Here is a 12,759-nt window from a genome sequence, read left to right on the forward strand (position 1 = left end):
CCTCTTTTCTTGGTGTGCGTGAGGGAGAGGTGATAGAAGAGAAATAAAAGTATCATCTACCCAACGCCAGTAAAAGAAATTAATATCGCTCTAAAAACCCAAAGGTCTTCCTCGAACGGCCTCATAAACACTTATCCACCCCCCCTCTTCAAAATTCTATTTGACACAATGAATGAAAATATGAATAATCAATGGTATTCTTGAATAGAATGACAATGTTTTGTGTAAAGATATGAGGAAGTGAACAGAGTGGAAACCCAGACCCAATTTTTTCGTGATACATGGGCAGAAATCAACCTAGATCATTTATATGAAAACGTAAAGAATATTAGAGACCATATTCCTGGAGATGTAAAAGTGTTTGCGGTAGTGAAAGCGAATGCTTATGGGCATGGGGATGTGCAAACCGCTTTTACTGCTCTTTCTGCTGGGGCACACGGCTTAGCTGTTGCATTCTTAGACGAAGCGATTTCGTTAAGAAGAGCAGGCGTATCCGCTCCGATTCTCGTATTAGGTGTTACGAGACCGAAAGATGTCAAGATTGCGGCCGATTTGGATATTTCGTTAACCACATTCCATCAAGAGTGGCTTGTGGAAGCCGAAAATCAGCTGTCAGAAGGAGATCGATTAAACCTTCATATCAAGTGCGATACCGGGATGGGTCGGATAGGCGTTCGTTCCACTGAGGAATTAATGGCTATCGAACAGTATGTTCAAGCTCATTCCCAATTTAAGCTTGAGGGGATCTTTACCCATTTTGCCACAGCTGATGAGTTAAACGATGACTATCTTGACCGGCAGTTAGCTCGATTTGAATACATGCTGAATCAACTGGAGTCATTACCAGCTTATATTCATTCTTCAAATAGTGCCGCTACATTAAGGAAAACCAACACCCTCTTTAATGCTGTGCGGGTGGGAATTGCCATGTATGGACTGACTCCATCTCAAGAGATGAAGCCCGAGCTGCCTTTTCCTTTAAAAGAAGTGTTTTCTCTTCATTCCAGACTTATTCATACAAAAGAACTTTCAGCTGGAGAGAAAGTGAGCTATGGGGCTACTTATGAAACGGGAGAAGCAGAGTGGATTGGGACGATCCCCATTGGATACGCTGATGGCTGGCTGCGTAAATTACAAGGTCAGGACGTCATTGTGAACGGTGAGAGAGTTCCAATTGTTGGAAGGGTATGTATGGATCAATGTATGATTCGGCTGCCTGGATTTCTTGATAGGGGTACCCGTGTAACGTTAATAGGCAATCAGGGTGAAGAAGCGATTACAATGGATGAAATCGCTGATAAGCTTGATACCATTAACTATGAGATCCCTTGTATGATCACTACGAGAGTGCCGCGTATCTATATGCGAAACGGGGAGCCGACGGAAGTATCGAATAAACTCTTATCGACAGGTATTCACAGTCAACAGGAAAATAACCGCCAAATTGATGAATAATTAGTATTTTATATGGTGGATAATAGAAGAGATTGATAAATTAACTTTTCATTCCCCTTAATTGATGGTATGATAAATATGTTAATGAACAGAAACGGTATGTAGTGATTGGTGGAGGTGTAGTTTGTGTCTGAATCCAGCGCAACAACAGAAATCTTAATTCGTCTACCGCAACAGCTCGTTACAGAATTAGACGGCTTTGCAGATCAAGAAAATGTGAATCGCAATGAGTTTATTTATCGTGCAACCAAAATGTATTTAAGAGAGCGTAAGAAGAGACAATTACGTGAATCTATGAGACGCGGCTATATGGAAATGGCTAAGATTAATCTCGCAATCGCTTCAGAAGCGATTCAAGCAGAATATGAGGCAGAACATACAGTCGAACGCTTAGTAAGCGGGGGTTAATCCTTTGATTGTAAAGCGTGGTGACGTATATTTTGCAGACCTTTCTCCTGTTGTAGGATCAGAACAAGGCGGAGTTCGGCCGGTACTTGTTATTCAAAATGATATAGGGAACAGGTTTAGTCCCACAATTATTGTAGCTGCCATTACCGCTCAAATTCAAAAAGCGAAACTGCCTACTCATGTTGAAATTGATGCAAAACGTTATGGCTTTGAACGTGATTCCGTTATCTTGCTTGAACAGATTCGAACGATTGATAAACAACGTCTTACCGATAAGATTACGCACTTGGATGATGAGATGATGGAAAAAGTGGATGACGCCCTGCAAATCAGTGTAGGTCTAATCCAGTTCTAACCATGAGCTTTTCATCGTGTGCAGATACTTTATCATGCTATACAATAGGAACAATATAACTTCAAACCAGAAGGCTTGCTGATCAACAACATTCTTGATCATTAAGCCTTTTTGTTTTTTCTTTTTTCCTTTTTAGAAGAGAAGTCTAGTTCCAATTAACCCCAAAAGAAGAATATGGATAATGGAAATATAGTCAATTTTATGACAAAACACCGTAAACAATTTATAATGGGAAAAGTAAGCACTAAAAATACCCGAAAAGGCATAGGTTTTTTCTTTTTTGTATTTATTTGTTACTATTAAAGTAATTACGTCATTTTTTAGTTCACTGTTGTAAACTACTTTAAAATTAAGTTACATCATTCGGCATAAATACGAAGTACAAATTTCATATGATAGAATGGAGAGAACTAAATGTTTAGTGAAGTCACGGATTATATTCATGATAATAAATCAGATATCACTAGTATTTGGATGGAACGAATGAGGAACGAAGCGGATGAGAAGTTTCTTCAAGTTGTTTCAGATCAAGTATTTACTAAGACAAGCCATGAGTTTGTAGAAATGATTGCTTCTAACTTAAGAGATTCCAAGGAGTTCAATAGCCGGTTGGAGGATTTCGCTGAAAAGGTTGTCAGGTTGGGATGGCCTCTGACATTTGTGACAACTGCTTTAGGTACATTTGGTAAAGTGGTTTACGAAGGTATGACTAAGGATCAGCTGATCACAGATGAAAATCACGCTTCACAGGTTGAGAAGTTTGACCAATGGCTTACACCGATGTATAACAAAGTGGTTAAAGCTTATACTGAATCGTGGGAAAGAACGGTTTCTCTTCAAAAGATAGCATTGCAGGAATTATCTGCACCACTCATACCGGTATTCGAAAAGATTTCCATAATGCCTCTTGTCGGCACCATCGATACTGAACGTGCCCGCTTGATCATGGAAAACCTGTTAAATGGTGTGGTGAAGCATAGAGCGGAAGTTGTGCTGATTGATATAACAGGTGTACCGGTAGTGGATACCATGGTTGCTCATCATATCATTCAGGCGGCAGAAGCTGTGCGTTTAGTCGGGGCAAAATGTATGCTGGTGGGAATCAGACCTGAGATTGCCCAGACGATCGTTAATTTAGGAATTGATCTTAATCAGTTCAGTACAAATAGTACGTTAAGAAAAGGAATAGAAAAGGCTCTGGAAATGACAAATCGAAAAATAGTTTCGGTGGAGGGATTAGAGTGAGAATACCAATTTTAAAGCTGCATGATTGTTTGTTGATTTCCATTCAGTGGGAGCTTGATGATCAAACAGCCCTTCAATTTCAAGAAGATCTTCTGCAGAAGATTCACGAAACCAGCGCCAGAGGGGTAGTAATCGATATTACTTCCATAGATTTTATAGATTCATTCATTGCTAAAGTACTTGGGGATGTTATAAATATGTCAAGATTAATGGGTGCTAAAGTAGTCATCACGGGCATCCAGCCTGCTGTAGCGATAACGTTGATCGAGCTTGGTATCAGGTTAGAGGACGTCCTGACCGCTCTGGATCTGGAAAAAGGTCTGGAGAAATTACAATTGGAACTGGGGGACTAGGTATGGATAGCCAATCCTGCGTGAAGATCACGAATGAATGGGACATCGTTGCTGCCCGCCAGTTAGGGAGGAATGTAGCGAAAGAGCTCGGATTCGGGACCGTTGACCAAGCTCGTATCACTACGGCTATCAGCGAATTAGCACGGAACATATATTTATATGCTGGCTATGGTCAGATTTGTATTGAAAAGTTATTCGATTCCGGGAAAAAAGGTGTGCGAATTATCGCATTGGATGAAGGTCCTGGTATTGCAGATATTAGAAAAGTAATGGAAGATGGATATTCCACATCAGGCGGCTTAGGAGCAGGTTTGCCTGGAGTAAAGCGTTTAATGGACGAGTTTAACGTCGAGTCTGTGCCTGGAGAAGGGACGGATATCAGAGCGACTAAGTGGCTCCGCTAGGGGGAGTTAAATGAATTTCAGAGATTTAATGGATTCTAAATATAGAGAAATTATAGAGCACTACCTAAACGAACAAGATGAAAAAGCCCTTTATTTAGGACAGAAATTTAGTCGTAAATCAATTGAGCACCATGTTTCGCCAGAGGAAATCATTAGTCTCCATAAGAGTGTGATATTAGAAATGGAGCCTAATATACCACATCAAGTACTTCACTCATTCGATATTTTACTTGAAGTCATGATTGGCTATGGTTTTGCTTATCGGGAGCATCAGAGTCTACGAACCAAACAACAAGAATTAAATAACGAAATAGATGTAGCATCCAATATGCAACAAACCCTGTTAGGGACGGTCATCCCTTCAGTGGAAGCCTTGGACATTGGAGCTGTAAGTGTACCTGCCAAAAAGATGAACGGAGATTACTATCACTTTGTTCAGGATGAGAATGACAGCGTCAGTGTTGCCATTGCCGATGTAATTGGTAAGGGTATACCTGCAGCTCTTTGCATGTCCATGATCAAGTATGCAATGGATAGTTTACCTGAGTACCGGAATGAACCTAATGCTGTTTTGGAAAGCTTAAACAGAGTAGTGGAACAAAATGTGGATGCAAGTATGTTTATAACCATGTTTTACGGTGTATACAATTCGAAGGAACATCTATTTTCATACTCATCAGCTGGGCATGAACCCGGCTTTTTTTATAGAGAGTCAACCAATGAATTTGAAGATCTTGATGCAAAGGGTCTTTTATTAGGTGTAGATAAAAAAGCGAAGTACCGACAATACGAAAGACAGGTTGAGACAGGTGATATGATCATCCTTCTCTCCGATGGAGTAACAGAGTGCCGTTCCGAAGATGGCTTCATCGAAAGGGAAGATTTGGTTCAATTAATAAGCAAGTACCATCACCTTCCCCCTCAAGAGATTGTCAATAATGTATACAAACAACTCGAGAAGATGCAGCACTTTGAGCTTAGAGACGATTTCACTCTAATCATCATAAAAAGAAATTCATAAATAAAGTTTATTCTTGTCATAAATAGGGTAAATGTATAAGGACTTATTATAAATGTTGCCAAAAAAAAGGTGGTCTTTTTATGAACTTATCAATAGATATGAAAGAAAAAGAGAACGAGCTACTCGTCAAAGTAGCCGGTGAAATTGATGCATATACAGCTCCGAAGCTTAAAGAAACGCTTTTACCCTCTGCTGAGGCTGATAATAAAGATATAACGGTGGATCTTTCAGAAGTATCATATATGGATAGTACTGGATTAGGTGTATTTGTTGGTCTTTTCAAAACAGTTAAAGCTCGCGGTGGGCAATTAAATCTAATCGGTTTATCCGATCGTCTGCAGAGACTGTTTGATATTACAGGTTTAGGGGATATTATGAATATTAATTCCAAGGTAGAAGGTGGCGTGGAATGATGAAAGCTTTTGATTACATCGAGATGAAGATTCCCGCAAAGCCGGAGTATGTCGGGGTCATTCGTTTGACGCTTTCAGGAATTGCAAGTCGTATGGGATTTGACTACGATGCAATTGAGGATTTGAAGATTGCTACTAGTGAAGCTATCACAAATGCGGTTCAGCATGCGTATAAAGACAACGACGGAGAAGTGGTTGTTGGATTCGCGCTATATGAGGATCGTCTTGAGGTTATGGTAGCGGATCACGGTGAAAGTTTTGATTTTAAAGAAATTCGCAGTGCTGTTGGTCCTTATCATGCCGATCATTCAGTGGAGTTCTTAAGAGAAGGTGGGTTAGGCCTTTACCTTATTGAGAGCTTGATGGATGATGTAAAAGTGCATCACAAGGAGGGAGTTACAGTCTTTATGACTAAATTCCTATCAGGGGAGCAGGTGGAGAGGGATGAAAAAACTATCTCAACCTAACCAGCAGGCTCAAAAAGAAAAAGTACTTCAATGGATCAAAGACTATCAGGAAAGACAAGATGACGATGCACAAAGTCAACTGATCTTACATTATCAGAATCTTGTTGAGTCCATTGCGAGGAAATATTCAAAGGGAAGGTCTTTCCACGAAGACATTATCCAAGTAGGGATGATTGGATTGCTTGGTGCAATCAGAAGGTACGATGAATCTTTCGGTAGATCATTCGAGGCTTTTGCGATTCCGACAATCATTGGAGAGATAAAAAGGTTCCTGCGAGATAAAACGTGGAGCGTACATGTTCCACGAAGAATAAAAGAGCTTGGTCCGAAAATAAAATCTACGGTTGAAGAGTTAACCAACCAATTAGAACGTTCTCCTCAAGTCCATGAAATTGCTGAATATCTGGAAGTTAGTGAAGAAGAAGTTCTGGAAGCAATGGAAATGGGCAGGAGTTATCAAGCTTTATCAGTGGATCACTCGATTGAAGCGGATTCAGAGGGAAGCACTGTTACAATATTGGATATTGTGGGAGACCAGGATGAGGGCTACGAGAAAGTCAACCAGCGACTCGTTCTTGAGAAAGTGCTTCATGTTCTTTCCGACAGAGAAAAGGCTATTATACAACACACCTATTTAGAAAATTTAAGCCAAAAAGAAGCTGGCGAAAAGCTCGGCATTTCCCAAATGCATGTTTCCCGATTACAAAGAAGAGCGATTAAAAAGCTTAGGGAAGCCATTCAGGAAGAGATGAACGATTCGGAGAGTCATTATTAATGGCTTATCTTCAACAAAATGAAATAGAGCTTTATGCAGAGCAAGTATCGAAAAACGGAAATCCTTATTGTGGAGACAGTTATTTCTATACCTCTACAAGCGAATACTTTATCTGTGTTTTGGCCGATGGTTTAGGAAGTGGTAAGTTTGCTTATGAATCGTCTCATGTGGTCGTCGATATAGTGGAAGAACATCACCATGAGGATGTTGAAACCCTCATGAGTCGTTGTAACGAAGCTCTTCAGAAAAAACGAGGCGCTGCAGTAGCGATCATTAAAGCTTATTACCATTCCAAAGAGTTTGTGTATAGCTGTGTAGGAAATATACGTTTTTATATGTATGCACCTGAAGGAAAGATGACTTATCCATTACCGGTTACAGGGTATTTATCCGGAAGGCCGCAAACATATAAGACCCAACGTTTTCATTACGATTCCAACTCAAGATTTCTCATTCACTCAGATGGACTGAGTATATCAGGAGTAAAAAATATCCTTCAAAGATATCCAACGCTTCATGGCGCTTTAGGTGATATTCAATCTCTAGTCGACGGTACATCAGATGATACAACATACATTATAGGAAACTTACTCTAACGGTCTTAGGGTAAGTTTTTTTTGTTTATAAGCCCTTTAAAAAGTTGATTGCAATGGTAGGGTGTAAATTCAGTTGAATAATGATGTTAATTGAACAGAGTTTTCCGTTCAACATTAAGCCTTCTTCGAAAGGCTGAAAAATTGATGTTATTAAATTCGCCTTTTCAAACAAAGCGATGCTAAGAAAGTTGATTCTCGCTGCAGGATGCTCGACTCCTGCGGGAATAGCTGGACAGGTGAGACCCCGGAGACTTGCCGAGGAGGCTCACCGCCAGCCCCGCGGAAAGTGAGCATCCTGGAGCGGAAATCAACTATTACTTTCTCCTCTACAATAGCAACAAACTTTACGAATAGAGTCTTTTACAAAAACAGTTGGATTTTTACTTACCCCAGGAATTCAGTGAGTGCTGGATCGGGGGACGGTATTAGTTAATTTTCTTCTTCCTTGATGTTAGTTTGGATAGTAGCGAAGAGTGGATTGTAGCGGAAGGCACTTAACTCCTGCGGGAAATAGAGGAAAGGTCGAGACCCCGCAGACGGAACGTCGAGGAGGCTCGACTTCCTCCCCGCGGAAAGGAAGTGCCTGTAGCGGAAAGGAACGGTCACAGTGTGGATTGCGGAGACAAAGTTTCAATTCAATTCATCAGATATATGCTTTATGTTTTAAGCCGCCTTTTCAATCCTCAAAGACAATTATGGTAAAATAAATAAGAATCCTTTTAATGGAGGTAATACAATTGGCAGCAACATTAACAAATCAAGAACCATTACTTATCAGAGTATCCAAAGAATTGAACCTATCAATAAAAAATGTGAAAAACGTCATCTCACTACTGGAGGAAGGGAACACAGTTCCTTTCATCGCACGGTACCGGAAAGAACAGACCGGAGCACTAGACGAAGTTCAAATCCGTAATATTATGGATAAATGGAATTACCTGCAAAATTTAGAGCAAAGAAAAGAAGAAGTTCTTCGATTGATTGAAGAACAGGGGAAGTTGACTGAAGAGTTAACCCAGGCCATTAAAAAGGCGGATAAGCTGCAAACGGTAGAAGATTTGTACCGTCCATATAAGCAAAAAAGAAGAACAAAAGCGACCATAGCGAAAGAAAAAGGACTGGAACCACTGGCGGAATGGATCCTTACATTCCCGGCATCAGGAGAGCTTGAAGAAAAGGCTTCTCTCTACGTGTCTGAAGAAAAGGAAGTAATGACAACCGAGGAAGCTTTAAATGGAGCAAAAGACATTATTGCTGAGTACATTTCTGATGAAGCTTCATACCGAGAATACATAAGAAGTTATACATTCCGTAAAGGGTTAATTGAATCAAAGGTAAAAAAGGAAGAGGGAGACGAAAAAAAGGTCTTCGAAATGTACTACTCTTATCAAGAACCCATTCATAAAGTAGTTCCTCATCGCATTTTAGCAATGAACAGAGGGGAAAAGGAGGATATATTAAAGGTGAATATCCAGCCTGATGCAGAAGGTATCCTTAACTATTTGCAAAGACAGGTCATTAAAAATGTTCATTCCATCTCCGTCCCTCTTGTGAAGGAAGCTGTGGAAGATAGCTATAAAAGGCTGATCCAACCATCGGTAGAAAGAGAAATTCGTAATGAATTGACAGAGAAAGCAGAGGATCAAGCCATTCATATCTTCTCTGAAAACTTGAGAAAGCTATTGCTTCAGCCACCGATGAAAGGAAAAATGGTCTTGGGTGTCGATCCTGCTTTCCGAACAGGCTGTAAATTAGCGGTCATTGATGAAACAGGAAAAACTCTTGATATAAATGTGATTTATCCACATTCATCCCAGTCTCAACTCGCAAAGGCGGAAGAAGCAATAAAAGCGATAATGACAAAATATTCGATTGAGGTTGTGGCTATTGGAAATGGGACGGCATCCAGGGAAACCGAGCAATTTGTTGTAAATGTGTTAAAAGATATGGATCAATCGATCTTCTATTTAATAGTCAACGAAGCGGGAGCGAGTGTTTATTCAGCATCAGATGTGGCAAGAGAAGAGTTTCCGGACCTTCAGGTTGAAGAAAGAAGTGCCGTCTCCATTGCAAGAAGATTGCAGGATCCGTTAGCTGAATTAGTGAAAATCGATCCTAAATCAGTTGGGGTAGGGCAATATCAACATGATGTTTCACAAAAGAAGCTAAATGAATCTTTAACCTTCGTAGTGGAAACCGCTGTAAACCAAGTGGGCGTAAATGTGAATACTGCCTCCTCATCACTATTACAATATGTTGCGGGACTCTCCAAGACGGTGGCTACTAATATTGTGAAAAAGAGAGAAGAAGAAGGCAAGTTTGTTTCCAGATCCCAATTAAAGAAAATTCCAAGACTAGGTGCAAAAACGTACGAGCAATGTATAGGATTCCTGAGAATAATGGATGGGAAAGAGATACTTGATCGAACATCTATTCATCCGGACAATTATAACGATGTGAAGAAGCTTCTTGTGAAAGTTGGTTTGAGTGTAGCTGACATAGGGTCAGAAGAATTGAAACAATCTTTGAACCAATTGAATTTAGAAGAGGTTTCTGAGGAGTTGGAAATAGGGAAGTTAACGCTGAAAGATATTGTAGATTCGTTAATTCGACCAGGGCGTGATCCACGGGATGAATTTCCTAGACCTCTTCTCAAGAAGGATGTCTTGAAACTAGAAGATTTAACACAAGGTATGGAGTTACAAGGGACAGTAAGAAATGTAGTGGATTTCGGTGCGTTTATCGATGTTGGTGTGAAACAAGATGGACTTGTCCACATTTCAAAACTGAAAAATGGTTTTGTTAAGCATCCATTAGATGTGGTGTCTGTTGGGGATGTTGTAACCGTTTGGGTTGATAGCGTGGATGTTCAAAAAGGCCGAGTCGCATTGACGATGATTCAATAATCAGGTAAGAGCTGACTGCGGGGTAGTGAATGCTATCTCAGGTCAGCTCTTTTTGCCATTTAGGATGGGGTATGATTAATGTTCATACTTAAGAGCTGTTCTTCTTACGGTAAAAATACCAGCATTGATTAAGGAGCTTGATTTGATATCGATCCTTCTCAAAATAGGCTCTCCTCAATTGATTCACAAGCCAATTAGGCATGGGGTAACCTCCTTATCTCTAAGAAAGTGCCAGCTGAATCCGTGTGATGACATTCCTTTGAGTATTTTGTCATGCTGAAACAGTAAGGGTGATATCTAGTTTATGCTATAATAGGTTGTCATGTTCTAATTTAGAAAGAAGGATTTCATATGACGGACGCTGAGCTTCAATTTCTTGTTGAAAAAATATCTATTCAATCTTTTCGTAAGCCTTTCCTTCATAAAGCATATTTCAACCCAAGACTAAGAACCACTGGGGGAAGGTATATGTTAGGTAGTCATAATATTGATATTAATCGTAAATATTTGGACGAGCATGGTATGGATGAATTAATAGGAATCATTAAACATGAGTTGTGTCATTATCATTTGCATATTGAAGGTAAAGGATATAAGCATGGAGATGAAGATTTTAAGAGGCTTCTAAATGAAGTTGGGGGTCCAAGACATTGTTCGATATTAACGAGTGTGAATAATAGAAAAAGGTATTTGATTTATGTGTGCTCGAAGTGCGGGTTGGAGTTTAAAAGAAGAAGGAAGATCAATATAAGAAAATACGTGTGTGGACGTTGTAAAGGCAAGCTTAAATTAGTGAAGGAAGTTATTATGAAGGAAGGGAAATCCTGAGTGGTTACTCCCTTGATCATGAGCATCTTTTTCTAATGAAAAGTGTTTGAAAGTAGTTGACAATAAATTGCGGAGTCATTATAATCTAAAGAGTCGATAAGACGAGTTAAGCGAAAGAATGCTTTACGTTCCGCAGTAGCTCAGTGGTAGAGCTATCGGCTGTTAACCGATCGGTCGCAAGTTCGAATCTTGCCTGCGGAGCCATTTTTATGGGGAAGTACTCAAGTGGCTGAAGAGGCGCCCCTGCTAAGGGTGTAGGTCGGGCAACTGGCGCGAGGGTTCAAATCCCTCCTTCTCCGCCATTACTTTCAGAACATGGCCCATTGGTCAAGCGGTTAAGACACCGCCCTTTCACGGCGGTAACACGGGTTCGAATCCCGTATGGGTCATTTTTATTTTTGTTATTGCAACTTAATGAATATTCATTTTGCTAGCGCAAATAATGAAAGTTATTTTGCTAAAGCAAAAAACTCTGGTCCGGTAGTTCAGTTGGTTAGAATGCCTGCCTGTCACGCAGGAGGTCGCGGGTTCGAGTCCCGTCCGGACCGCCAGATTATTTATTTAAAAAGTTATTGACTTTAATGTTTTGGACATGTTATTATATAAACCTCGTCACTTTTTGACGAAACATTGGGCTATAGCCAAGCGGTAAGGCATCGCACTTTGACTGCGACATGCGTTGGTTCGAATCCAGCTAGCCCAGCCATTTAAGAGCCATTAGCTCAGTTGGTAGAGCATCTGACTTTTAATCAGAGGGTCGAAGGTTCGAATCCTTCATGGCTCACCAAAGATTTTTTGCGATAGCAAAACATCTAACCATTTATGCGGGTGTGGCGGAATTGGCAGACGCACCAGACTTAGGATCTGGCGCCGCAAGGCGTGGGGGTTCAAGTCCCTTCACCCGCACTTTGAAAGTTGTTTAAATGACTTTTTGAAAAGTTGTTGACACAACAGAGTATCCTCGTTATAATAGTGTTTGTCGCTTTAAACGCGGTCGTGGCGGAATGGCAGACGCGCTAGGTTGAGGGCCTAGTGGGGGCGACCCCGTGGAGGTTCAAGTCCTCTCGGCCGCACCAAAAGGATTTAAAACATATTGCGCCCGTAGCTCAATTGGATAGAGCGTTTGACTACGGATCAAAAGGTTAGGGGTTCGACTCCTCTCGGGCGCGCCATCTTATTTCTACAAGCGAGTGTTTCATACTCATAGTAATACATATGCTTTTCTAGCGGGAAGTAGCTCAGCTTGGTAGAGCACTTGGTTTGGGACCAAGGGGTCGCAGGTTCGAATCCTGTCTTCCCGACCATCACAATATTATATGCGGGTGTAGTTTAGTGGTAAAACCTCAGCCTTCCAAGCTGATGATGAGGGTTCGATTCCCTTCACCCGCTCCAATTTATTACTTTTATTGAACCTTGAAAACTGAACAAAACAAGACAATACGTCAACGTTAATTCTAGATTTATTTTTAAAGAGCTATTCAAACTTTTATCGGAGAGTTTGATCCTGGCTCAGGACGAACGCTGGCGGCGTGC

At 40.6% G+C, this 12,759-nt stretch carries 14 protein-coding genes and 11 tRNA genes; 24 read left to right on the forward strand and 1 reads right to left on the reverse strand.

Annotated elements, in window-relative coordinates; translation table 11 throughout:
- Positions 1 to 249: 249 nt before the first annotated feature.
- The 12 genes from alr to ACOSV2_RS20950 all read left to right on the forward strand — a co-directional run bounded on the left by alr (position 250) and on the right by ACOSV2_RS20950 (position 10,398).
- The gene (gene alr, locus ACOSV2_RS20895) at positions 250 to 1,455 is read left to right on the forward strand and encodes an alanine racemase (RefSeq protein WP_428976739.1); all 1,206 of its coding nucleotides are present in this window, start codon (positions 250 to 252) and stop codon (positions 1,453 to 1,455) included.
- A 126-nt stretch (positions 1,456 to 1,581) separates the two neighbouring features.
- Positions 1,582 to 1,863: a CopG family ribbon-helix-helix protein gene (locus tag ACOSV2_RS20900; RefSeq protein WP_032085355.1), complete on the forward strand. Its 282-nt coding sequence runs from the start codon at positions 1,582 to 1,584 to the stop codon at positions 1,861 to 1,863.
- A gap of 4 nt (positions 1,864 to 1,867) precedes the next feature.
- Positions 1,868 to 2,218 (forward strand): type II toxin-antitoxin system endoribonuclease NdoA, encoded by a 351-nt coding sequence (ndoA, locus tag ACOSV2_RS20905; protein ID WP_034763063.1) that lies wholly within the window; start codon positions 1,868 to 1,870, stop codon positions 2,216 to 2,218.
- A 414-nt stretch (positions 2,219 to 2,632) separates the two neighbouring features.
- The gene (locus ACOSV2_RS20910; protein ID WP_428976740.1) at positions 2,633 to 3,463 is read left to right on the forward strand and encodes an RsbT co-antagonist protein RsbRA; all 831 of its coding nucleotides are present in this window, start codon (positions 2,633 to 2,635) and stop codon (positions 3,461 to 3,463) included.
- Entirely contained in the window at positions 3,460 to 3,816 is a 357-nt protein-coding gene (locus ACOSV2_RS20915; RefSeq protein WP_034763058.1) for an STAS domain-containing protein, read from the forward strand. The genes ACOSV2_RS20910 and ACOSV2_RS20915 overlap by 4 nt, the downstream gene beginning before the upstream one ends.
- 2 nt (positions 3,817 to 3,818) lie before the next feature.
- On the forward strand, positions 3,819 to 4,220 hold the full coding sequence (locus ACOSV2_RS20920; RefSeq protein WP_044340428.1) for an anti-sigma regulatory factor: 402 nt from the start codon (positions 3,819 to 3,821) through the stop codon (positions 4,218 to 4,220).
- Between the two features lie 10 nt (positions 4,221 to 4,230).
- Positions 4,231 to 5,241: a PP2C family protein-serine/threonine phosphatase gene (locus tag ACOSV2_RS20925; RefSeq protein ID WP_428976741.1), complete on the forward strand. Its 1,011-nt coding sequence runs from the start codon at positions 4,231 to 4,233 to the stop codon at positions 5,239 to 5,241.
- Positions 5,242 to 5,321: 80 nt separating this feature from the next.
- Entirely contained in the window at positions 5,322 to 5,654 is a 333-nt protein-coding gene (locus ACOSV2_RS20930; protein WP_428976742.1) for an anti-sigma factor antagonist, read from the forward strand.
- Positions 5,654 to 6,121 (forward strand): anti-sigma B factor RsbW, encoded by a 468-nt coding sequence (gene rsbW / locus ACOSV2_RS20935; RefSeq protein WP_282139240.1) that lies wholly within the window; start codon positions 5,654 to 5,656, stop codon positions 6,119 to 6,121. The genes ACOSV2_RS20930 and rsbW overlap by 1 nt, the downstream gene beginning before the upstream one ends.
- Entirely contained in the window at positions 6,099 to 6,896 is a 798-nt protein-coding gene (gene sigB, locus ACOSV2_RS20940; RefSeq protein ID WP_113970251.1) for an RNA polymerase sigma factor SigB, read from the forward strand. Before rsbW ends, sigB begins: the two co-directional genes overlap by 23 nt.
- Positions 6,896 to 7,492 carry a PP2C family serine/threonine-protein phosphatase gene (locus ACOSV2_RS20945; protein WP_113970252.1) on the forward strand — a complete coding sequence of 199 codons (597 nt, stop codon included), beginning with the start codon at positions 6,896 to 6,898 and terminating at the stop codon, positions 7,490 to 7,492. The genes sigB and ACOSV2_RS20945 overlap by 1 nt, the downstream gene beginning before the upstream one ends.
- Positions 7,493 to 8,229: 737 nt before the next feature.
- Positions 8,230 to 10,398, forward strand: a complete 2,169-nt coding sequence (locus ACOSV2_RS20950) for a Tex family protein (protein WP_428976743.1) — start codon at positions 8,230 to 8,232, stop codon at positions 10,396 to 10,398.
- 88 nt (positions 10,399 to 10,486) lie between these two features.
- Here ACOSV2_RS20950 and cmpA read toward each other — a convergent pair whose 3' ends face one another.
- Positions 10,487 to 10,600 (reverse strand): cortex morphogenetic protein CmpA, encoded by a 114-nt coding sequence (gene cmpA, locus ACOSV2_RS20955; protein WP_113970254.1) that lies wholly within the window; start codon positions 10,598 to 10,600, stop codon positions 10,487 to 10,489.
- Between the two features lie 149 nt (positions 10,601 to 10,749).
- Here cmpA and ACOSV2_RS20960 point away from each other — a divergent pair, with 149 nt between their 5' ends.
- The 12 genes from ACOSV2_RS20960 to ACOSV2_RS21015 all read left to right on the forward strand — a co-directional run bounded on the left by ACOSV2_RS20960 (position 10,750) and on the right by ACOSV2_RS21015 (position 12,618).
- On the forward strand, positions 10,750 to 11,226 hold the full coding sequence (locus ACOSV2_RS20960) for a SprT family protein (RefSeq protein ID WP_428976744.1): 477 nt from the start codon (positions 10,750 to 10,752) through the stop codon (positions 11,224 to 11,226).
- Positions 11,227 to 11,355: 129 nt separating this feature from the next.
- Positions 11,356 to 11,430 (forward strand) — tRNA-Asn (locus tag ACOSV2_RS20965).
- Between the two features lie 7 nt (positions 11,431 to 11,437).
- A tRNA-Ser gene (locus ACOSV2_RS20970) sits at positions 11,438 to 11,528 on the forward strand.
- Positions 11,529 to 11,543: 15 nt separating this feature from the next.
- A tRNA-Glu gene (locus tag ACOSV2_RS20975) sits at positions 11,544 to 11,615 on the forward strand.
- A gap of 85 nt (positions 11,616 to 11,700) precedes the next feature.
- Positions 11,701 to 11,777 (forward strand) — tRNA-Asp (locus tag ACOSV2_RS20980).
- Positions 11,778 to 11,857: 80 nt separating this feature from the next.
- A tRNA-Gln gene (locus tag ACOSV2_RS20985) sits at positions 11,858 to 11,932 on the forward strand.
- 5 nt (positions 11,933 to 11,937) lie between these two features.
- Positions 11,938 to 12,013: transfer RNA gene (locus ACOSV2_RS20990), tRNA-Lys, on the forward strand.
- 37 nt (positions 12,014 to 12,050) lie between these two features.
- Positions 12,051 to 12,132: transfer RNA gene (locus tag ACOSV2_RS20995), tRNA-Leu, on the forward strand.
- 84 nt (positions 12,133 to 12,216) lie between these two features.
- Positions 12,217 to 12,302, forward strand: a tRNA-Leu gene (locus tag ACOSV2_RS21000).
- Between the two features lie 19 nt (positions 12,303 to 12,321).
- Positions 12,322 to 12,398 (forward strand) — tRNA-Arg (locus ACOSV2_RS21005).
- A 55-nt stretch (positions 12,399 to 12,453) separates the two neighbouring features.
- A tRNA-Pro gene (locus ACOSV2_RS21010) sits at positions 12,454 to 12,530 on the forward strand.
- A gap of 14 nt (positions 12,531 to 12,544) precedes the next feature.
- A tRNA-Gly gene (locus ACOSV2_RS21015) sits at positions 12,545 to 12,618 on the forward strand.
- Positions 12,619 to 12,759 lie beyond the last annotated feature (141 nt).

This window comes from Rossellomorea sp. DUT-2 (assembly GCF_052665285.1).